The organism is Streptomyces crystallinus (assembly GCF_039521265.1).
GTDB lineage: Bacteria > Actinomycetota > Actinomycetes > Streptomycetales > Streptomycetaceae > Streptomyces > Streptomyces crystallinus.
This window is the reverse complement of sequence record NZ_BAAACA010000045.1, coordinates 1-20210: the sequence shown is the minus strand read 5'-3', so window position 1 is coordinate 20210 and position 20210 is coordinate 1. Positions and strand designations below refer to the sequence as shown.

The 20210-nt window shown below is 72.0% G+C and carries 16 protein-coding genes; 12 read left to right on the top strand and 4 right to left on the bottom strand.

The genetic code is table 11. The annotated features are described in order from the left end of the window. Positions 1 to 96: 96 nt before the first annotated feature. On the bottom strand, positions 97 to 1053 hold the full coding sequence (cofD, locus tag ABD236_RS29995; RefSeq protein ID WP_344079068.1) for a 2-phospho-L-lactate transferase: 957 nt from the start codon (positions 1051 to 1053) through the stop codon (positions 97 to 99). A 13-nt stretch (positions 1054 to 1066) separates the two neighbouring features. Continuing rightward, on the bottom strand, positions 1067 to 1576 hold the full coding sequence (locus tag ABD236_RS29990) for a cysteine dioxygenase (RefSeq protein ID WP_344079066.1): 510 nt from the start codon (positions 1574 to 1576) through the stop codon (positions 1067 to 1069). A gap of 681 nt (positions 1577 to 2257) precedes the next feature. Between ABD236_RS29990 and ABD236_RS29985 the strand changes: the two genes are divergently transcribed. The 3 genes from ABD236_RS29985 to ABD236_RS29975 all read left to right on the top strand — a co-directional run bounded on the left by ABD236_RS29985 (position 2258) and on the right by ABD236_RS29975 (position 7980). After that, a complete protein-coding gene (locus tag ABD236_RS29985; RefSeq protein WP_067159810.1) occupies positions 2258 to 2521 on the top strand; it encodes a WhiB family transcriptional regulator in 264 nt (87 codons plus the stop codon). Positions 2522 to 2698: 177 nt separating this feature from the next. Next, a complete protein-coding gene (locus tag ABD236_RS29980; protein WP_344079063.1) occupies positions 2699 to 6415 on the top strand; it encodes a glycosyltransferase in 3717 nt (1238 codons plus the stop codon). Then, complete coding sequence (locus ABD236_RS29975) at positions 6412 to 7980, top strand: DUF5719 family protein (protein WP_344079061.1); 1569 nt, start codon at positions 6412 to 6414, stop codon at positions 7978 to 7980. The genes ABD236_RS29980 and ABD236_RS29975 overlap by 4 nt, the downstream gene beginning before the upstream one ends. A gap of 58 nt (positions 7981 to 8038) precedes the next feature. On the opposite strand, the gene ABD236_RS29970 is transcribed toward ABD236_RS29975, so the two are convergent. Further along, positions 8039 to 8509: a metallopeptidase family protein gene (locus ABD236_RS29970; protein WP_344079059.1), complete on the bottom strand. Its 471-nt coding sequence runs from the start codon at positions 8507 to 8509 to the stop codon at positions 8039 to 8041. A gap of 273 nt (positions 8510 to 8782) precedes the next feature. On the opposite strand from ABD236_RS29970, the gene ABD236_RS29965 reads away from it, so the two are divergent. The 8 genes from ABD236_RS29965 to ABD236_RS29930 all read left to right on the top strand — a co-directional run bounded on the left by ABD236_RS29965 (position 8783) and on the right by ABD236_RS29930 (position 17619). Further along, positions 8783 to 9202: a DUF3499 domain-containing protein gene (locus tag ABD236_RS29965; protein WP_344079057.1), complete on the top strand. Its 420-nt coding sequence runs from the start codon at positions 8783 to 8785 to the stop codon at positions 9200 to 9202. Positions 9203 to 9530: 328 nt separating this feature from the next. Continuing rightward, positions 9531 to 10892, top strand: a complete 1362-nt coding sequence (locus ABD236_RS29960; RefSeq protein ID WP_344079055.1) for a phosphomannomutase/phosphoglucomutase — start codon at positions 9531 to 9533, stop codon at positions 10890 to 10892. 244 nt (positions 10893 to 11136) lie between these two features. Next, the gene (locus tag ABD236_RS29955) at positions 11137 to 11319 is read left to right on the top strand and encodes a Trm112 family protein (RefSeq protein ID WP_067159781.1); all 183 of its coding nucleotides are present in this window, start codon (positions 11137 to 11139) and stop codon (positions 11317 to 11319) included. A 96-nt stretch (positions 11320 to 11415) separates the two neighbouring features. Continuing rightward, positions 11416 to 12558: an SIS domain-containing protein gene (locus ABD236_RS29950; RefSeq protein ID WP_344079053.1), complete on the top strand. Its 1143-nt coding sequence runs from the start codon at positions 11416 to 11418 to the stop codon at positions 12556 to 12558. Positions 12559 to 12640: 82 nt separating this feature from the next. Next, entirely contained in the window at positions 12641 to 13807 is a 1167-nt protein-coding gene (manA, locus tag ABD236_RS29945; protein WP_344079071.1) for a mannose-6-phosphate isomerase, class I, read from the top strand. 69 nt (positions 13808 to 13876) lie between these two features. Next, positions 13877 to 14842 (top strand): cation diffusion facilitator family transporter, encoded by a 966-nt coding sequence (locus ABD236_RS29940; protein WP_344079051.1) that lies wholly within the window; start codon positions 13877 to 13879, stop codon positions 14840 to 14842. 498 nt (positions 14843 to 15340) lie between these two features. Then, entirely contained in the window at positions 15341 to 16798 is a 1458-nt protein-coding gene (ahcY, locus tag ABD236_RS29935; RefSeq protein WP_344079048.1) for an adenosylhomocysteinase, read from the top strand. Between the two features lie 203 nt (positions 16799 to 17001). Continuing rightward, positions 17002 to 17619: a hypothetical protein gene (locus tag ABD236_RS29930; RefSeq protein WP_344079046.1), complete on the top strand. Its 618-nt coding sequence runs from the start codon at positions 17002 to 17004 to the stop codon at positions 17617 to 17619. Positions 17620 to 17718: 99 nt separating this feature from the next. Here the strand turns inward: ABD236_RS29930 and ABD236_RS29925 are convergent, their stop codons facing one another. Continuing rightward, the gene (locus tag ABD236_RS29925; protein WP_344079044.1) at positions 17719 to 18699 is read right to left on the bottom strand and encodes an RDD family protein; all 981 of its coding nucleotides are present in this window, start codon (positions 18697 to 18699) and stop codon (positions 17719 to 17721) included. A gap of 164 nt (positions 18700 to 18863) precedes the next feature. Between ABD236_RS29925 and ABD236_RS29920 the strand changes: the two genes are divergently transcribed. After that, positions 18864 to 19871, top strand: coding sequence for a stage II sporulation protein M (locus ABD236_RS29920; protein WP_344079042.1), 1008 nt, complete (start codon positions 18864 to 18866; stop codon positions 19869 to 19871). Positions 19872 to 20210 lie beyond the last annotated feature (339 nt).

The window sequence follows — 20210 nt, the reverse complement described above, 5'->3', positions numbered from 1 at the left end:
CGTCCTCGGCCCCGCCCGGGGCGCCCGGGCTCGCGGCACCGCCGCCGCCGGCCGCCGCGTCCTCGGTCGCCGCCTCGGTCGTCACCGGGTCCGCCGTCATCCCCGCACCTCCTCCGCCAGCGTCAGCGCCTCGCGCGCCATCGCGGCCGTCGCCTCCAGGTCCGTCATCATCAGCGGGACCGCGCGGCAGCGGATGCCCGCCGCCTCGACCCGCGCCACGGCGCCCTCGTCGACCGGGTCGACCAGCCAGCCGTCCAGCAGCCCCGACCCGTAGTGCTCGGCGACCGCCGCGGCCGTCGACTCGACGCCTACGGCGGCCAGCACCTTGTCCGCCATGCCCCGCACCGGCGCGTCCCCGACGATCGGGGAGAGCCCGACCACCGGAACGCCCGCCTCCGCGATCGCCTCGCGGATCCCGGGCACGGCCAGGATCGTGCCGACGCTGACGACCGGGTTGGACGGCGGGAAGAGGATCACGTCGGCGGTGGCGATGGCCTCCAGGACACCGGGCGCGGGCTTGGCCTGTTCGGCCCCGACCGGCACCACGGCCGTCGCGTCCAGGGACGCCCGCAGCTTCACCCAGTACTCCTGGAAGTGGATCACCTTCCGCTCACCGTCCGCCTCGACGGCCACATGCGTCTCGACCCGGTCGTCGGACATGGGCAGCAGCCGGACGCCCGGCTGCCAGCGGGCGCACAGCGCCTCGGTCACCGCGCTCAGCGGATAGCCCGCGCCGAGCATCTGCGTACGGACGATGTGGGTCGCGAAGTCGCGGTCGCCCAGGCCGAACCACTCGGGCCCCACCCCGTACGCCGCGAGCTCCTCCTTGACGTGGAAGGACTCGTCGGTCCTGCCCCAGCCCTGCTCCTCGTTGATGCCACCGCCCAGGGTGTACATCACCGTGTCGAGGTCGGGGCAGACCTTCAGCCCGAACAGATGGATGTCGTCACCGGTGTTGCCGACCACCGTGATGTCCGCGTCCGGCGCGGCCTGCTTGAGGCCGCGCAGGAAACGGGCACCGCCGATGCCGCCGGCCAGAACCACAATGCGCATGGACAGCAGTCTGTCAGGCGGGTACGACATCCTGGGCGGCGGCTGTGGACAGCGCGGCCTGGCTCGCGTGCATCGGCATGTCGGTCAGGCCCGGGTAGTAGATGTGCAGGCTGACGGCCGGTTCCAGCGAGTCGTTGACGACCTCGTGGACATAGCCGGGCGCGAAGACGCGCTGGGCCCCGGCGGCCAGCGCGCGGGTGCCGCGCCCGGTGCGCTCGCTCAACTCGCCCTGGAGCACGGTCAGTACGCCCGAGGAGGCGCCGTGGTCGTGCAGTCCGCTGCGCTGGCCGGGCACCCAGGACAGCAGCCAGACCTCGTAGCCGGGCCCGGTGCGCAGCCGGTGGTACCAGCGGCTGGCCGCGTCGTACTGGACGAGCGGCTCCCACTGGGTGCGGTCGGCCGCCAGGGAGCGGGCCAGGCCGACGAAGTCGGCGACGGTGCTCGGGTGCTCACGGGCGGGCTGGAGGAGGTGCAGGACCTCGAGGAGGTCGCCGGCGATCTGGAGGTCGCTGTCGCTGTTCATGGGTGCGGTGGTTCCTCGGCGGGGACTCGGTGACGAGTGCGGGGTGTCGCGAAGGCGTGTGCGCGCGGATGCGCGAGGGCCGAAAGGGGGCCAGAAAGGGCCGGTCGAAACGCGGGGAGAGGCTGGAGCGCTACGGCATCAACAGCTGGAACAGCAACAGCGCGCCTGGACAGCGCTGCGGAACCCACGGACGTGGGTCGCGAAGAGCGCTGTGGTCGCTGGCATGCAGTCAAAGGTGACCAAGAAGAGCCCGGCTGTCAACTCAATACCCGATATGGCCGAAATGTTTCACCTCATCCGGTTACTGCGCACGGAGAAAGGTTTGTGCACGCACCCCGCCGGAGATGTGGCGCTGCAACCGCACAGGCAAACACCGTCACGTCGTCGTGACCGGACTGTGATCCCAGTCGCTTCCATCGCCGGGACGCAACAAGATCGATATTCGACTCGTCTTCTCGGGGCAGATGAGGGAGGTGGGATTGAGCCAATGGCATGTGTCATGGTTTTTGCCGATTTGAACACTTTCCGTATACGCTTGGTTCCGCAGAGTGAATACGGGGCCCAATAGCAGATCTCGGCTTGACTGGCCCGGATCCACACACTTGTAATTTCACTCGTGTCGTTCGCCCGAAATCGGTAACGGCAGCATCACGGGGCAGCAAAGACAGACGAGGGGTGCACATGACCGAGGTGTTCCAGGAGCTGCTGGTCGACGATGTGGACGAAGAACTCGGCTGGCAGGAGCGCGCATTGTGCGCCCAGACCGACCCCGAGTCCTTCTTTCCCGAGAAGGGCGGCTCGACCCGGGAGGCCAAGAAGGTCTGCCTCGCCTGCGAAGTGCGCTCCGAGTGCCTCGAATACGCCCTCGCGAATGACGAACGGTTCGGCATCTGGGGCGGACTGTCCGAGCGTGAACGCCGCCGCCTGAAGAAGGCGGCGGTCTAGTTTTTTCGGGGCCTTTGCCCCCTACGGACCCCGTCCGGACCCCCTCCGGCCCCACCCGGCCCCCACAGGCGGCGGACTGCCGCGTTCCCCAGCCATTAGTGTGGGGCGCTGCCAGTCAGCACAGCAGCCTCCGGGGCCCCCAACCCCCGGACCCCGGCCGGAGGGGCCCGTACCTCGATGTCCGTGCACAGCCAGTCGACTGCCCCGTACTCCGAGGCCGCGACCCCCGAGTTCCCCAGACACGTCGTCACCGCAGTGCTCGTCTCGCACGACGGCGCGCGCTGGCTGCCCGACGCCCTCGCCGGTCTGCTCGGCCAGGAACGCCCCGTACAGAGCGTGTACGCGGCCGACACCGGCAGCGCCGACGACTCCGCCCGTCTGGTCACCGAGGCCCTGGGCGCCGACCGCGTCCTGCACCTCGCGCGCCGCACCGGCTTCGGCGCCGCCGTCGACGAGGCCGTCCGCGCGGCGCCGGTCCTCGGCCCGGAGGAACTGCCGTATCTGAAGCGCCCCAGCGGCTGGGACCCCGTCTCGCGCAGCTGGCGCGACGACACCTACGACCTGCCCGAACTGCCGCACGGCGAGCCCGTGCAGTGGCTGTGGCTGCTGCACGACGACTGCGCGCCCGCGCCCGACGCCCTCGCCGAACTCCTGCGCGTCGCCGACTCCGACGCCTACGCCGCCATCGTCGGCCCCAAGCTGCGCGGCTGGTACGACCGCAAGCAGCTGCTGGAAGTGGGCGTCTCCATCGCCCGCAGCGGCCGCCGCTGGACCGGCCTGGACCGGCGCGAGCAGGACCAGGGCCAGCACGACCAGGTCCGCCCGGTCCTGTCCGTCTCCTCCGCTGGCATGCTGATCCGCCGCGATGTGTGGGAGCAGCTCGGCGGCTTCGACCGCAGGCTGCCGCTGATGCGCGACGACGTCGACCTGTGCTGGCGCGCGCACACCGCCGGCCACTCCGTCCTGGTCGCCCCCGAAGCCGTCGTCCGGCACGCCGAGGCCGCCGCCCGCGAGCGCCGCACCGTCGACTGCGCGGGCCGCTCCTCCGTCGACCCGCACCGGGTCGACAAGGCGGGCGCCGTCTACACGATGCTCGTCAACTCCCGCCCCGCCGCACTGCCCTACGTCTTCCTGCGCATCCTCGTCGGCACGGTGCTGCGCACCCTCGCCTATCTGGTGGGCAAGGCGCCCCGGCAGGCCGTCGACGAGATCACCGGTCTGTCGGCCACCCTGCTGCGGCCCGGCCGGATCCTCGCCGGACGCAAACGGCGGGGCAAGAGCGCGGTGGAGGCGAGCGAGCTGCGGCCGCTCTTCCCGCCGCCCGGCGCCACCGTCCGCGCCACCGTCGAACAGGTCGCCTCCAGCCTCGGCGCGGGCACCGAGGACACCGGCGGCTCCCGGCACGGCGCCGTCGAGTCCGGCCCCGGCGGCGACGACGCGGACTTCCTGGAGATCGAGCAGTTCGCGCGGCTCAAGAAGATCGCCCGCAAGCCCGCGCCCGTCCTGTTCGCCCTGCTCCTGCTGATCTCGCTGGCCGCCTGCCGCGAACTGCTCGGCGGCGGCGCCCTCTCCGGTGGCGCCCTGCTGCCCTCGCCCTCCGGCGTCGGCGACCTGTGGGGCCGTTACGCGGACGCCTGGCACCCCGTCGGCACCGGCGGCACCCAGACCGCCCCGCCCTATCTCGCGGCCATCGCCGTCCTCTCGGCCCTCTGCTTCGGCTCCACCGGCTTCGCGCTGACCCTGCTGCTGGTCTGCTCGGTCCCGCTGGCCGGACTCACCGCCTACTTCGCCTCCCGCCCCCTCGTCGAGTCGCGCCTGCTGCGCGCCTGGGCAGCCGTCGCCTACGCCTTCCTGCCCGCCGCCACCGGCGCCCTCGCCACCGGCCGTCTGGGCACCGCCGTCCTCGCCGTCCTGCTGCCGCCGATGGCCCGCGCGGGCATCACCGCGGCGGGTCTGCGCGGCGAGGGCCGCGGCTCCTGGCGCGCCACCTGGACGTACGCGCTGCTGCTCACCGCCGCCATGGCGTTCACCCCCGTCGTCTGGCCCGTCGCCGTCCTGCTGGGCCTCGCGGTCCTCGCGCTGCGCCGTGACGACCTCACCGCCTACGGACTGCGCCTGCTCGCCGCCGTCGGCACCCCCCTCCTCGTCCTCGCCCCCTGGTCGCTGACCCTGCTCACCGGCCCCTCCGGCTTCCTGCGTGAGGCCGGTCTCGAGTACGGCAAGGGCTCGGCCTCCGCGCTCGACCTGCTCGGCGCGAGCCCCGGCGGCCCCAAGACGGTCGGCGGACTCCTCCTCGTCGGCCTGGTGCTGGCCGCGCTCGCCGCGCTGCTGCGCGGGGAGCGGGAGTTCGCCATCCGCACCGCCTGGGCCGTCGCCCTCACCGGCTTCCTCTTCGCCGCCCTGGCCAACCACGACGGCTGGGCGGGCCCGGCCACCCTCGTCTACGGCCTGGCCCTGATCGCCGCCGCCGTGCTCGGCGCCGAGGGTGCCAAGGAGCGCGTCGCCGCCCACGGCTTCGGCTGGCGTCAGCCGGTCGCCGCGCTGATCGCCCTGGCCGCCGCGGCCGCCCCGCTGATCGCCGCGGGCGGCTGGATGCTGCGCGGCGCCGACGGGCCGCTGGAGCGCCGCGACCCGGTGCAGGTGCCCGCGTTCGTCGCCGAGGAGAGCGGCACCCGCGACCAGGCCCGCACCCTCGTCCTCGGCGGCACCTCCGCCGCCAAGGTCTCCTACACCCTGGTCCGCGGCTCCGGCGGCCGCCTCGGCGACGCCGAACTCGCCGCCTCCAAGGGCAGCGACCCCCGCCTGGACAAGGTCGTCGCCAACCTGGTCGCCGGCTCCGGCGCCGACCAGTCCTCCCAGCTCAGCGGCTTCGCCGTGCGCTATGTGCTGGTACGCGACGGAGCCCCGCGCGCCTTCGGCCGGGTCCTGGACACCACCCCCGGACTGAGCCGGCTGAGCCAGCTCGACGGCAGCGCGCTGTGGCGGGTCGACCGCCAGGTCGCCCGCGCCGTGATCATGCCGCCCGCCGCTGCCGCGGGCGCCTCCACGGGGCCGGCGCAGTCGGGCGCCACCGAGCCGGTGGCCGTCGCCGCCGACCCGGTCGACGTCCACACCAAGATCCCGGCCGGTGCGGACGGCCGCGTCCTGCGCATCGCCGACCGGGCCGCGCCCGGCTGGACCGCGACCCTCGACGGCAAGCCGCTGAAGAAGACCACCGTCGACGGCTGGGCCCAGGGCTTCCAACTCCCCGCCGACGGCGGCCGCCTGGACATCACCTACGACGCCCCCTTCACCCACACCGCGTGGATCTGGGCCCAGTCGCTCCTCGCCGTGGTGCTCGTCGTCCTCGCCCTGCCGGGCCGGCGCCGCCGGATCGACGACGACCTGCCCGAGGAGGAGCAGCCGGTGCTGCCCCCCGCCCGCGACGGCGAGGGCCGCCGCGCGCGCCGGCTGCGCGCCCAGGCCGAGGCGGAGGCCGAGGCGTCCGGCACCGACCCGTCCCAGGAGCCCGAGGGCCCGGCAGGGCAGGACTTCCCGCCCCCGCCGCCCACCGCGCCCCCGGCCCCCGAGGCCGACCCGTACGCCGCCTCCCCCTACGCCGAGGTGCCGCAGCAGCAGTCCTACGGGCAGTGGGACACGGCGGCGTACACCAACGCCGAGTACCCGCAGCAGCAGTACGACCCGTACCAGCAGCAGTACCAGCAGTACGACCCGTACCAACAGCAGCAGTACCCGCCGCAGGAGCCCGCGTACGACCCCTACGGCTATGGCTACGGCGGCGAACAGGCCCCGGGCCAGGGGCAGGGCGAGGGCGGCCGCATCCCCGGCCAGAGCCCTGACGGCCAGGGCCACGACACCGAGCAGCCGCACCGCCCCGACGGGAGCAACCAGTGAACCGCAACACTCTCTCCCTGATCGCGGCCGTCGTCGCCCTCGCCGCCGTCACCGGCTTCGCGGCCGTCACCGCGCCGGGCGGCGACTCGGCGGCGACCGACGCGAAGGGCCCGGCCCGGCTGCCCGTCGAGCGCTCCAGCCTGCTGTGCCCGGCGCCCAGCCTGTCCGACCTGGCGGAGACCACGTACACCACGTACACCCCGCAGGGCGGCGACGCGGGCGCCAAGGCGGGCTCGGCCGGCAGCGCCGTGCTGAAGCCGGCCGTCACCCCGCTCACCGACGGCGCTCCCGCCAAGTCCACCGACAAGTCGGACAAGGACAAGAAGGGCAAGAAGGGGAAGACCCCCGAGAAGCCCGACCCCAACAAGGCGGTCGTCACCCTCAAGGCGCCCGGCAAGCCCGCGTCGGCCACGGCGGACGGCTCCGACGCACCCGCACTCGCCGGGTCCGCCGACGGCCCGCTGGCGCCCGGCTGGGCGGCGCAGCAGACCACGGTGGTCTCGGCGGGCGACGCGCGCGCGGTGCTCGGCACCCGCTGCACCGAACCCGACACGGACTTCTATTTCCCCGGCGCCTCCACCGCCAAGACCCGTCAGGACTACGTCCATCTGACGAACCCGGACGACAGCGCGGCGGTCGCCGACATCGAGCTGTCCGGCAAGGACGGCCCCGTCAAGTCGGAGGTGGGGGAGGGGATCACGGTCCCCGCGAAATCCAGCGTCCCTGTTCTGTTGTCAACGTTGACCTCGGCGGCGGCCGATGACCTGACCGTTCACGTCACGACTCGCTCCGGCCGGATCGGCGCGGTCGTGCAGGCATCGGACGCGAAGGCGGGCGCGGACTGGCTGCCCGCGTCGGCCGACCCGGCGGCGAGCCAGGTCCTCCCGGGCATCCCGGGCGACGCCACCGACGTACGCCTGGTGGTGTACGCCAAGGGCGCCGATGACGCCGATCTCAAGGTGCGCCTCGCCGGTGCGAGCGGCAGCTTCACCCCTGCTGGTCTGGACACCGTCCACGTGAAGTCGGGGATGACGGCGTCCTTTGATCTGAAGAACGTCACGAGGGGTGAGGTGGGTTCCCTGTTCCTCACCCCGACTTCGGATGGCGGGAAAACGCCCATCGCGGCGGCGCTGCGCGTAGTGCGCGGCACGGGTGACAAGCAGGAGACCGCATACATTCCGGCCACGGCGCCGGTCGGCGACCGGTCCACGGTCACCGACAACCGGGCCAAGGGCTCGACCCTGGCGCTCACCGCGCCGACCGCCGCGGCCACGGTGAAGGTCACCGCGTCGCCCGGCACCGAGGGAGGCGAGCCGCAGACCAAGACGTACACCGTGAAGCCCGGCACCACGCTGGCGGTCCAGCCGCCGGTCCCGTCCGGGCTCAAGGGCTCCTACGCCCTGACGGTCGAGACCCAGCCGGGCAGCGGCCCCGTCTACGCCTCGCGCACCCTGGCGCTGCCGCAGGACGGCATCCCGATGTTCACCGTGCAGACGCTCCCCGACGACAAGGGCACGGTCGCGGTCCCGGCGGCGAAGCAGGATCTCTCGGTACTGGACGACTGAGACGGGCGCGGGCCGAGCGCGATGCGCGACGGCCCGCTTCTGCTCGATCCTGTCGGTATCAGTCCTGTCCGTAACGGGGATCGACCGACTCCGGTGCGAGTCCGAGGAGTTCGGCGACCTGCTCGACCACGACCTCGTGGACGAGCAGCGCCCGCTCGTCGCGGCTCTTGGTGCGGATCTCGACGGGCCGCCGGTAGACGAGGATCCGCGCGGGCGAGCCCTTGGAGGCGGGCAGCGCGCGCCCGAGCGGCACCGCCTCGTCGCTCCAGCCGTCCTCGTCGGATTCGGGCAGCGGCACGTCGGAGACGAGGAAGTCGACGTCGGCCAGCTGCGGCCAGCGCCGCTCGAGGCGCTCCACCGAGTCGCGCACCAGGTCGCGGAAGCTCTCCGCACGGCTCGCCGAGAGCGGCACCTGCGGCGGGGCCACGGGCCCGCGCATGCCCCTGCCGTGCCGGTCGCGGCGGCGGGGCCGCGGGCCGGCCGGTACGGATTCGGGGCCGGTGCCGATGCCGGAGCTGGAACTGTCCATCACTGACGCAGCGTAGCCCTCCGGGGCGCCGTGCGATCGCGGCGGCGGCCCCTTCCGCGACATGTCGCGAGATGACCGTTTCCCTCTCGCTTGAGAGCGATTACTCGCCCATACAGGACAGTGGATTTCACGTCGTTTGACCGGAAGATTCTCAAGTACGGAACGTAAACGGTCCGGTCACCCACCGTGCGGCCCTCTTCCCGTGCAGGTCAGCCCAGTTGCTCAGGGGCCCGCTGTGCCGGAGCTCACACCGCGACACGGTGGAGTGACCCGGTGGAGAGTCGTCGCGGCCCGCTCAAGAGTGCGGTACCGTCCAACGTCGTGAGCCCTGTACGTCGCTGTTCGCGCACCGCGTGCGGCCGCCCTGCCGTCGCGACACTGACGTACGTCTACGCGGACTCGACCGCAGTCCTCGGCCCGCTCGCCACCTACGCCGAGCCCCACTGTTACGACCTGTGCGCCGAGCACAGCGAACGCCTCACCGCGCCCCGCGGCTGGGAGGTCGTCCGCCTCACCGACGCGTCCGCCCCCGGCCGCCCCAGCGGCGACGACCTGGAAGCGCTTGCCAACGCGGTACGGGAAGCGGCCCGCCCCCACGAGCGCGCCGCCCAGGCCGGCGGCGCCCGCGAAGCCGACCCCATGGAGGTCGCCCGCCGCGGCCACCTCCGCGTACTGCGCTCTCCGGAACCGTAGGGGTCAGCTGCCTAGTCGCCAGCCGCCAGCCGGACAGCTGGGCAATGGGGCAGCTCGGTGGTCGGGCGGCAGCCGGACACTCGGAGAGTCGGCCCGACAGGCCGCCCGGCCGACCCGGCCCATGGGCCGCGGGCCACTGGACGACAGACCGACAGGCCGTACGCGAGAAACTCGCACCGCGCGCGTTGGTCGAGCCCCGCACGGGGGCAACCGTGCAGGGCGGCCACCCCGGACTTCTCCACAGGCCCGGCAGCCCTGACAGCCCCAGCCGGTAGCCTCGGTCCAGGGGGCCGCATGTCTCCGCAGGTGATTTCAGAAGGGTTGGGCCGTGGCTGCTGATCTGTCGCAGATCGTGAAGGCGTACGACGTCCGCGGGGTGGTGCCGGATCAGTGGGACGAGTCGCTCGCCGAGCTGTTCGGCGCGGCCTTCGTACGGGTGGTGGGCGCCGACGCGATCGTGGTCGGGCACGACATGCGCCCCTCCTCGCCCGGTCTGTCGGCGGCGTTCGCGCGCGGCGCGGCCCGCCAGGGCGCGGACGTCACCCTGATCGGCCTGTGCTCCACCGACCAGCTCTACTACGCGTCCGGGAAGCTCGACCTGCCCGGCGCCATGTTCACCGCGTCCCACAACCCGGCCCAGTACAACGGCATCAAGCTCTGCCGCGCGGGCGCCGCTCCCGTCGGCCAGGACACGGGCCTCGCCGACATCCGCGCCCTCGTCGAGAGCTGGATGGAGTCGGGCGCCCCGGATGTGGCGGCGACCACCGGCACGCTCGACGAGCGCGACACGCTCCAGGACTACGCCGACCACCTCAAGTCCCTGGTCGACGTCTCCGGCATCCGCCCCCTCAAGGTCGTGGTGGACGCGGGCAACGGCATGGGCGGCCACACTGTGCCCACCGTCTTCGCCGGGCTGCCGCTGACGCTGGTGCCGATGTACTTCGAGCTCGACGGCACCTTCCCCAACCACGAGGCCAACCCCCTCGACCCCGCCAACATCGTCGACCTCCAGGAGCGCGTCCGCGCCGAGGGCGCCGACCTGGGCATCGCCTTCGACGGGGACGCCGACCGCTGCTTCGTGGTGGACGAGCGCGGCGAGGGCGTCTCGCCGTCCGCCGTGACCGCGCTGGTGGCGGCCCGTGAGCTGGCCAAGCACCCGGGCGGCACGGTCATCCACAACCTGATCACCTCCTGGTCCGTCCCGGAGGTCGTCCGCGAGCACGGCGGCACCCCGGTCCGCACCCGCGTCGGCCACTCGTTCATCAAGCAGGAGATGGCGCGTACGGGTGCGATCTTCGGCGGCGAGCACTCCGCGCACTACTACTTCAAGGACTTCTGGAACGCCGACACCGGCATGCTGGCCGCGCTGCACGTGCTGGCCGCCTTGGGCACCCAGGAGGCCCCGCTGTCCCGCCTGCTGGCGGCGTACGACCGCTACGCGGGCTCCGGCGAGATCAACTCGACGGTCACCGACCAGGCCGCCCGTACGGAGGCGGTCCGCGAGGCCTTCGCCACCCGGCAGGGCGTCACCATGGACGAGCTGGACGGCCTGACGGTCTCCACGGCCGACTGGTGGTTCAACCTGCGCCCCTCCAACACCGAGCCCCTCCTGCGGCTGAACGTGGAGGCACGCGACGAGCCGACCATGGCGAAGCTGCGGGACGAGGTCCTGGCCCTGGTGCGGGCGTAGTACGGCGTAGTGACGGGCGTGGTACCGGCTGAGTCCCTCCAGGGACCGGCTGCGGCCCCGTCCGTGAGATCGCCGGGCCCGTCCCCGGCGGTCTCGCCGAGCCGGTGCGCGGCGGGCGCCACCACCGGCCCGGCGAGGTCACCCGGGGCGCCCGCACCGCACCCCGGCGGTAGGGTGACAAGGCCTGATCCAGGCACCTGATCCACGTACACGAAGACGACGAAGACGTTCCGGAAGGACCCCCATGCCGCTCGAAGCCGGCCTCCTCGACATCCTCGCCTGCCCCGCGTGCCACGCCCCGCTCAAGGACGCCACGGCCGAGGAGACGCCCGAGCTGGTCTGCACGGGTGCGGACTGCGGCCTGGCGTACCCGGTCCGCGACGGCATCCCGGTACTCCTCGTGGACGAGGCGCGCCGCCCGGCCTGACCCAGCTCCGCGCGGACCCCGTCCCGCGGACCCGCCCGGCACCCCAGCCGGGCACCGAGTGACCCGGAACCCCGATCGCCCCGGAGGCCGCCGCACATGCTCGATGAGTCGCTGCTCGACGCGCCGGAAGCGCTGGCCCGCGCCGACCGCCGCGGTCTGCTGCGCGGAGCCGCCGAGGCCGGCGCCCGCGTCCGTACCGCCGCCCGGCACGCCGTGGAGGCGGGCATCGCGGACCTGCAGCCCGAGGGCCGCCCCCGGGCCGTGCTCGTCGCGGGCCCCGGCACCGCGGCGGCGGGCGTGGCCGACCTGGTCACGGCGCTCGCGGGAGCGTCCGCGCCGGTCACCCGGCTCGTCCCGACCGGCGTGGCCCCCGCGGCGGGCGCCCTGCGCTGGAACCTCCCGGGCTGGGCGGGCTCGGTCGACCTCCTGTTGATCACCACGACGGACGGCAGCGAGCCCGGCCTCGCGCTCCTGGCCGAGCAGGCCTACCGCCGGGGCTGCACGGTCGTGGCCGTCGCCCCGAAGGGCTCGCCGCTCTCCGAGGCCGTCGACGGGGTGCACGGCCTGGTGGTGCCGCTGGCGACGGCCCCGCACGAGCTGTACGAGGACGGCGCGACTCCCGCCGCCTCCCCGAGCGCCCTGTGGGCCCTGTTGACCCCCATCCTCGCCCTGCTCGACCGCCTGGGGCTCACCTCCGCGCCCCCGGAGACGCTGGAGAAGATCGCCGACCGCCTCGACCGCACCGCGGAACGCTGCGGCCCGGCCGTCGCCACCTACAGCAACCCGGCGAAGACCCTCGCGGCGGAACTCGCCGAGTCGCTCCCCCTCGTCTGGACGGAGGGCGAGAGCGCCGCCCCCGCGGGCCGCCGCTTCGCGACCGTACTGGCCGAGCTCGCGGGCCGCCCCGCACTCGCGGGTGAGCTGCCGGAGGCGCTGGCGTCGCACTCCATCCTGCTCACGGGCTCGCTCGGGGAGGGCGCCGACCTGGACGACTTCTTCCGGGACCGCGTGGAGGAGCCCGCGGCACTGCACGCCCGGGTCGTCCTGCTGCGCGACCGTCCGGCGGACGGCCTCTCGGCCGCCCCGGCCGCACGTGAACTCGCCCTGAGCCACGAGGCGCAGTTGAGCGAACTGGAGCCGGAGGAGGGCACGGAGCTGGAGTGCCTCGCGGAACTCCTCGCCCTCACGGACTTCACGACCGCCTACCTGGCCCTCGCGTCGACGCCGCCCTCGACGTAGGGCAACCGCCCTCGCGTCCCGACGGGCACACCGCGAACCCCTCCGAGACACACGAGACCACGCGAAAGTGACCACGCGAACCATGGACCGTCTCGCCAACACCGTGCGCCCCTACGCCTGGGGCTCCACGACGCTGATCCCGGAACTGCTCGGCACGGACCCCACCGGCGAGCCCCAGGCCGAGATGTGGATGGGCGCGCATCCGGGCGCCCCCTCGCGTATCGACCGGGGCGCGGGCGAGACTCCGCTCTCCGACGTCATCGCGGCGGACCCGACGGCGGAGCTCGGTGACGCGACCGTGGCCAAGTTCGGCCCCCGGCTTCCCTTCCTCCTCAAAGTGCTGGCGGCAGGCGCCCCCCTTTCGCTTCAGGTACATCCCGATCTCGCCCAGGCGCAGCGGGGTCACGCGGACGAGGAGAGCGCGGGCGTTCCGCTCGACGCCCCGCACCGCAACTACAAGGACGCCAACCACAAGCCCGAACTGATCTGTGCCCTGACAACGTTCGAAGGCCTGTGCGGGTTCCGGGCTCCGCGAGAATCCGCGGAACTTCTCGCGGCGCTCGACGTGGACTCCCTCAAGCCGTATGTCGACCTGCTGCACGCCCACCCCGAGGAGGCGGCGCTGCGCGAGGTCCTCACGGCCGTACTGACCGCCGATCCGCAGGAGATGGCGGCGACGGTGACCGAGGCCGCGGCGGCCTGCGATCGCCTCGGCGGCGACGCCTACCGCGCCTACGCCTCGCTCGCCCACCACTACCCGGGCGACCCGGGCGTGATCGCGGCGATGCTCCTCCACCACGTCCAACTCCAGCCCGGCGAGGCCCTGTTCCTGGGTGCCGGTGTCCCGCACGCGTATCTGAGCGGCATGGGTGTGGAGATCATGGCCAATTCGGACAACGTGCTGCGCTGCGGTCTGACCCCCAAGCACGTGGACGTTCCCGAACTCCTCAAGGTCGTCCGCTTCGAGGCCGGCGACCCCGGTGTCCTGCGCCCCGAGGCGTCCGAGTCCGGCGAGGAGCGCTACGAGACCCCGGTCGACGAGTTCCGGCTGTCCCGTTTCGTACGTGCGGAAGGCGCGGCTCCGACCGACCTGACGGCCGCGACCCCGCAGATCGTCCTGTGCACCGCCGGCGCCGTGGACCTCGGTGACCTGCGCCTTTCTCCCGGTCAGGCGGCTTTCGTCCGGCCGGGCGAAAAGGCCGAACTGTCCGGAACGGGCACTGCTTTTCGCGCCACAGTCGTGGCCTGATGCAACAATGTGCGGCCGTATGGCGGCACCCGGGCGGCCGCGACACCGACGAAGGGAAAACGTGCACGTATGAGTGCGTCAGGCGGATCCAAGGCGATCGTGGCGGCGCTCGGCGCCAACCTCGCCATCGCGGCAGCCAAGTTCGTGGCGTTCCTCTTCAGCGGCTCGTCGTCGATGCTCGCGGAGAGCGTCCACTCGCTGGCTGACTCCGGCAACCAGGGCCTGCTGCTGCTCGGCGGCAAGAAGGCCAAGCGCGAGGCGACACCGCAGCACCCCTTCGGCTACGGCCGCGAGCGCTACATCTACGCCTTCCTCGTCTCGATCGTCCTGTTCTCGGTGGGCGGCATGTTCGCCGTCTACGAGGGCTACGAGAAGATCAAGCACCCGCACGCGATCGAGGCCTGGTACTGGCCCGTCGGCGTCCTGGTCTTCGCGATCATCGCCGAGGGCTTCTCCTTCCGTACGGCCATCAAGGAGTCGAACGAGACGCGGGGCTCGCTCTCCTGGTCGCAGTTCGTACGCCGGGCGAAGGCACCTGAGCTGCCCGTTGTCCTTCTCGAGGACTTCGGCGCGCTCATCGGCCTGGTCCTCGCCCTCGGCGGCGTGGGCCTCGCGCTGGCCACCGACGACGGCGTCTGGGACGGCATCGGCACCCTCTGCATCGGTGTACTGCTGATCCTGATCGCCCTCATCCTGGCGGTGGAGACGAAGTCGCTGCTGCTCGGTGAGGCGGCCGGGGCGGAGGAGGTGGAGAAGATCCGCACCGCGATCGTCGACGGCGACACGGTCACCTCCGTCATCCACATGCGTACGCTCCACCTGGGCCCGGAGGAGTTGCTGATCGCCGCCAAGATCGCCGTTCAGCACGACGACACGGCGGCGGAGGTGGCCCACGCGATCAACGCGGCCGAGGCCCGCATCCGCGAGGCGGTCCCGATCGCCCGCGTGATCTACCTGGAGCCGGACATCTACAGCGCGGCGGAAGCCGCAGCCGGCCCGGACCCGGCGGCCACGCCCGGGGGCACCGGCCACTGAGTACATGTGCGGGGCGAGCCGGGAATCCGCTCGCCCCGCACATGCACAAGCCCCACGCATTCAGGGGGCCAAGCCCTGGCTCTCAGAGGCGCACGCCGGACCCCGCCCAAAACTATGAGCACCGGCACGACCGCATCAGGAGTCCCGAAAGCCCTCTTTGTGAGGACTTCCGCCCTTGGATTTCGCCACTTCGCCATCCGGGACGGGCTGGGGACGGCTGGGCCGATCGGTGTAGATTCGTGACCAGAGCCAGACGTCGCTGCTGATGGCGGTCGGTCGGTACGCCACGCGCACCGGCCGAGGGAGAGAGGGCCTCCGACGGACTGCGCTGTGAGCGCGACGGGCACCGCTTGGCGCCCACGGACACCCCGGTGTCCACCCGGACATCGCGATGTCCACCGCGGGGCACCCGTTGTGCCCGTGTGGCCGTCGCCTTGCCCCGGCGCGCCCGCAGACCTTCCGTACCCACCCTCGACCCACCCACGAGGAGCAGCTCGCATGACGACTGTCGACGCCGGCCAGGACTTCAAGGTCGCCGACCTCTCCCTCGCCGCCTTCGGGCGCAAGGAGATCACCCTCGCCGAGCACGAGATGCCCGGCCTCATGTCGATCCGCAAGGAGTACGCCGCCAGCCAGCCGCTCGCCGGCGCCCGGGTCACCGGCTCCCTGCACATGACGGTGCAGACCGCCGTCCTGATCGAGACCCTCGTCGCCCTCGGCGCCGAGGTCCGCTGGGCCTCCTGCAACATCTTCTCCACCCAGGACCACGCCGCCGCCGCCATCGCGGTCGGCCCCGAGGGCACCCCGGACAACCCCCAAGGCGTCCCGGTCTTCGCCTGGAAGGGCGAGACGCTCGAGGAGTACTGGTGGTGCACGGAGCAGGCCCTCACCTGGCCGAACACGCCCACCGGCGGCCCGAACATGATCCTGGACGACGGCGGTGACGCCACGCTCCTGGTCCACAAGGGCGTCGAGTTCGAGAAGGCCGGCGCGGCCCCGGACCCGTCCACCGCGGACAGCGAGGAGTACGCCCACATCCTCACCCTGCTGAACCGCACCCTCACCGAGAACCCGCAGAAGTGGACCCAGCTGGCGTCCGAGATCCGCGGTGTCACCGAGGAGACCACGACCGGTGTCCACCGTCTCTACGAGATGCACCGCGACGGCACCCTCCTCTTCCCGGCGATCAACGTCAACGACGCGGTCACCAAGTCCAAGTTCGACAACAAGTACGGCTGCCGCCACTCCCTGATCGACGGCATCAACCGCGCCACCGACGTCCTCATCGGCGGCAAGACCGCCGTCGTCTGCGGCTACGGCGACGTGGGCAAGGGCTGCGCGGAGTCCCTGCGCGGCCAGGGCGCCCGAGTGATCATCACCGAGATCGACCCGATCTGCGCCCTGCAGGCGGCGATGGACGGCTACCAGGTCACCACGCTCGACGAGGTCGTCGACAAGGCCGACATCTTCGTCACCACGACGGGCAACAAGGACATCATCATGGCCTCGGACATGGCCAAGATGAAGCACCAGGCCATCGTCGGCAACATCGGCCACTTCGACAACGAGATCGACATGGCCGGCCTCGCGAAGATCCCCGGCATCGTCAAGGACGAGGTCAAGCCGCAGGTCCACACCTGGACGTTCGAGGACGGCAAGGTCCTCATCGTCCTCTCCGAGGGCCGCCTGCTGAACCTGGGCAACGCCACCGGCCACCCGTCGTTCGTGATGTCCAACTCGTTCGCGGACCAGACCCTGGCCCAGATCGAGCTGTTCACCAAGCCCGAGGAGTACCCGACCGACGTCTACGTGCTGCCCAAGCACCTCGACGAGAAGGTCGCCCGCCTCCACCTCGACTCGCTCGGCGTGAAGCTCACGACGCTCCGCCCCGAGCAGGCCGCCTACATCGGCGTCGAGGTCGACGGCCCGTACAAGTCGGACCACTACCGCTACTGATCCCGCCGCCGGGCCTTTGATCCAAGGGCCCGGCACCGCACGGACTCAGCAGCCTCGGTGCCGAGAGAGCAACGCGGCACCGAGAAGGCAGCACCGAGAGCAGCGGTACCAGGCAGGCCCCCGGACCCCCGTGTTGGGGGCCTGCCCCGTACCCCGCTCCCTACAACGGTCCACCCCTACGCCCCCGAGGACCACAGGACCCCATGCCCCGCGGCCGGTATTCGCTTCACGATCCGCACGACCACACCTCCCTCGGCGAAGAACACTTCCACTGCGCGCCCGGCCCCTCCGGCTGGCGCTACGTCTCCCAGATCACCACCCCCTCCGGCGACCCCACCGGCTCCGTCGACATCGCACTCGACGACCTCGGCCGCCCCATCCGCCTCGAACTCCACGCCGGTGGCTGGCAGGTGCGCGGTGCCGCCCTCGACGGCGTCACCTGGGTCCGCACCGACCCCACCGGCACTGATGCCACCGAAGGCAATGTCCCCGCCCACGCCTTCACCGGCACCTCCCCGGCATTCCTCATCGCCACGTCACGTCTGCTGCGCCTCACCCCCGGTTCCCCCGCGACCCGCGTACGCCTCGTCGCCTTCACCGACCCGGTCCTGGCCCCCCGCACCCTCGACCAGTCCTGGGCCCTGGTGAACAGTGAAGCGCACGCCACTGACAACGGCCCCCTGACCGTGGACGAGTACCAGGTCAGCGCCCTGGACACGGGGGAACAGCACGTCGTCCACATCGCTGGCGACGTGGTCCTCGCGGCCCCCGGAATCGAGCTCGAATCCCTCGAAAGCCCGCCGTCGGTCTGGACGTCTTAGGGCTTGCCGACGGACCTGTCCACGGCTGGGACGAGGCCGTGTGCGGGTGCGCCGAGGCATGGGGCTGGGCCACAGGTGGGGCTGGGCTGGGCTGGCAGATCAGGCAGGCGGAACGAACCCCGTGGCGGACGGGGTGTCGGGGCCGGGCTCGGTCCCTTGCTTCGGTGCCGAGGGGGCCGGTGGTGTGGACGGTGCCGGTGTCGCCGGTGCGGGTGTGGCCCACGGGGCCACAGATGCCGATGGGGCTGCGGATGCCGACAGTGAACTCGGGGGAGTGGCAATCCAGGCAGGGGCGGCCGTGCCAGGCCCCACGTCACGATCGGCCGCCCGCGCCGCGCCGAACGCCCGCTGAGCATCCCGCGCCTGCCGCTCCGCCATCACCGCCGCCAGATACGCGGCCGGAGGCACTCCCTCCGGCGCGGGCGCCCCCGTCCGCGCCACCAGATCGTCGGCCAGCCGCACCGACATCCCCCAGCTCACCTGCGCGTCGAGCTGCCCCATCCGCGTCAGGTACTGCCGTACGGCCAGCCACAGCGCGTCCGGCACCCCCGACAGATCGAGCCCGGCGAAACGTCCCATCAGCCAGGGCGGCGGAGGCGGCACGGCGGCGGCCCGTGCGACCGGCACCCTTTCCCGTACGACCAGGGTCCCCGCGAACACATCCCCGACCCGTCGCCCCCGCCCCGAAACCAGTGACGCGACGCAGGCGACGACCCCGAAGGTCAGCAGGATCTCCACGACGCCCATCGCCCCGCGGACGAGCGCGTGCCGGAAGCGGATCGGCCCTCCGTCGTCGCGCACCACCCGCAAACCGCACGCGGCCTTCCCCAACGATCGCCCATGCGTCAGCGTCTCGACGGCTATAGGAGCTCCTACGAGTACGAGGACGAACAGCGCCACGGCTATCGCCGCCTGGGCGGCATCGTCGAGGGAAGCAGTGGCCAGCAACAGGGCGAACGACACGATCAAGTAGGCGGCCCAGGCCACCACCATGTCGATGAGGAGCGCGAGCGCGCGACTGGGCAGCCGCGCGGGCCGCAGCCCCAGCACGACCGCATCCCCTGTGACCAGCGCACTCACCGGCACCCACCCTCCGCCGTCGCCATCGAGGCGACGAGCTCCACCGAAGTCGCCGAAGCGGCGACCTTCCCCGACCCTCGGAAACCTCAGTCTGCCAAGCTGGCCCGCAGCGCGCCGCAGTAGTACGGACCGTACGCACCCAGTGCCTGGAGCAGCAGCCGACCATGGACCTCGACGTCTTCGTCACCGCCCACCATCCCGAGTGGGACCGTCTCGACCATCTGCTGCGCCGCGGCCGCCGCCTGACCGGTGCCGAGGCGGACGAACTCGTCGCTCTCTACCAGCGCACGTCGACGCACCTCTCCCAAATACAGTCGTCGACGCCCGACCCCCAGCTCACGGCCCGCCTCACCCAGCTCGTCGCCCGAGCCCGCGCCACGGTGACCGGCACTCGTCGTGCCTCCTGGCGCGACGCCGCACACTTCCTTGCCGCAGGGTTCCCGGCAGCCGTCTATCGCGCGCGTAGATGGTGGATCCCGGCGGCCCTGCTCTCGACCGTGCTGGCCGCGATCATCGGCTGGTGGATCGGCACCCACCCCGAGGTCCAGTCGTCGATCGCCGCTCCGGAGACGCTCAGGGACATGACGCGACCCGGTGGCGAGTACGAGACGTACTACTCAAGCCACCCCGCCGCTTCCTTCGCCGCGCAGGTCTGGACGAACAACGCCCAGGCAGCAGCCATGTGCCTGGTCCTGGGAGCCTTCCTGGGCTTCCCGGTCCTGTGGGTGCTCTTCTCCAACATGCTGAACCTGGGCGTGGGCATCGGCCTCATGTCCTCGGCCGGCCGCCTGGACACCTTCCTCGGCCTGATCCTCCCGCACGGCCTCCTGGAGCTGACCGCTGTCTTCGTAGCCGCGGGCACGGGGCTGCGCCTGGGGTGGACCGTCATCGACCCCGGCCCGCGCACCCGCCGGGACGCCCTTGCCGAAGAGGGCCGCGCGGCTCTCGGCATGGCCATCGGCCTGGCCCTGGTCCTGCTCGTCTCCGGCCTGATCGAAGGCTTCGTCACGCCGTCCGGCCTCCCCACCTGGGCACGCATTGCCGTTGGCATCGCAGCGGAGCTGGCATTTCTTCTGTACGTGTACGTGCTCGGCGGCCGAGCGGTCCGTCAGGGCGAGACGGGTGACGTCGACGAGCCGGACCGCAGCGCCGGGCTTCCCACGGCTGCCTGATGTGCGTACGGCCCCTCTGACCTGGTACTGTCCTCTTCGCCCACAAAAACCGTTGACACGGTTCGAGTGGGGAGGTAGATTCAAACGGTTGCGCCGGACTGGACAGGTTCGGGAGCACTGGCTAGTATCTCTCTCGCTCTCACCGGAAATGGAATTTCCGAAGAGCCAATCCGATTGATTCGAATCACGAAGCCGATTAGGTCGGCCCAAATGCTTCTGATAGAGTCGGAATCGCCGGAAAGGGAAACGCGAAAGCGGAAACCTGGAAAGCAACCGAGGAAATCGGATCGGAAAAAGATCTGATAGAGTCGGAAACGAAGGAAGCGCCCGGAGGGCCCG

Excerpts from the sequence above, each read along its gene's own strand:
- ABD236_RS29990 (WP_344079066.1), bottom strand. The coding sequence starts at position 1,576 with ATGAACAGCGACAGCGACCTCCAGATCGCCGGCGACCTCCTCGAGGTC.
- ABD236_RS29980 (WP_344079063.1), top strand. The coding sequence starts at position 2,699 with ATGTCCGTGCACAGCCAGTCGACTGCCCCGTACTCCGAGGCCGCGACC.
- ABD236_RS29970 (WP_344079059.1), bottom strand. The coding sequence starts at position 8,509 with ATGGACAGTTCCAGCTCCGGCATCGGCACCGGCCCCGAATCCGTACCG.
- ABD236_RS29950 (WP_344079053.1), top strand. The coding sequence starts at position 11,416 with ATGCTCGATGAGTCGCTGCTCGACGCGCCGGAAGCGCTGGCCCGCGCC.
- ahcY (WP_344079048.1), top strand. The coding sequence starts at position 15,341 with ATGACGACTGTCGACGCCGGCCAGGACTTCAAGGTCGCCGACCTCTCC.
- ABD236_RS29955 (WP_067159781.1), top strand. The coding sequence starts at position 11,137 with ATGCCGCTCGAAGCCGGCCTCCTCGACATCCTCGCCTGCCCCGCGTGC.
- ABD236_RS29930 (WP_344079046.1), top strand. The coding sequence starts at position 17,002 with ATGCCCCGCGGCCGGTATTCGCTTCACGATCCGCACGACCACACCTCC.
- cofD (WP_344079068.1), bottom strand. The coding sequence starts at position 1,053 with ATGCGCATTGTGGTTCTGGCCGGCGGCATCGGCGGTGCCCGTTTCCTG.
- manA (WP_344079071.1), top strand. The coding sequence starts at position 12,641 with ATGGACCGTCTCGCCAACACCGTGCGCCCCTACGCCTGGGGCTCCACG.
- ABD236_RS29985 (WP_067159810.1), top strand. The coding sequence starts at position 2,258 with ATGACCGAGGTGTTCCAGGAGCTGCTGGTCGACGATGTGGACGAAGAA.
- ABD236_RS29920 (WP_344079042.1), top strand. The coding sequence starts at position 18,864 with ATGGACCTCGACGTCTTCGTCACCGCCCACCATCCCGAGTGGGACCGT.
- ABD236_RS29940 (WP_344079051.1), top strand. The coding sequence starts at position 13,877 with ATGAGTGCGTCAGGCGGATCCAAGGCGATCGTGGCGGCGCTCGGCGCC.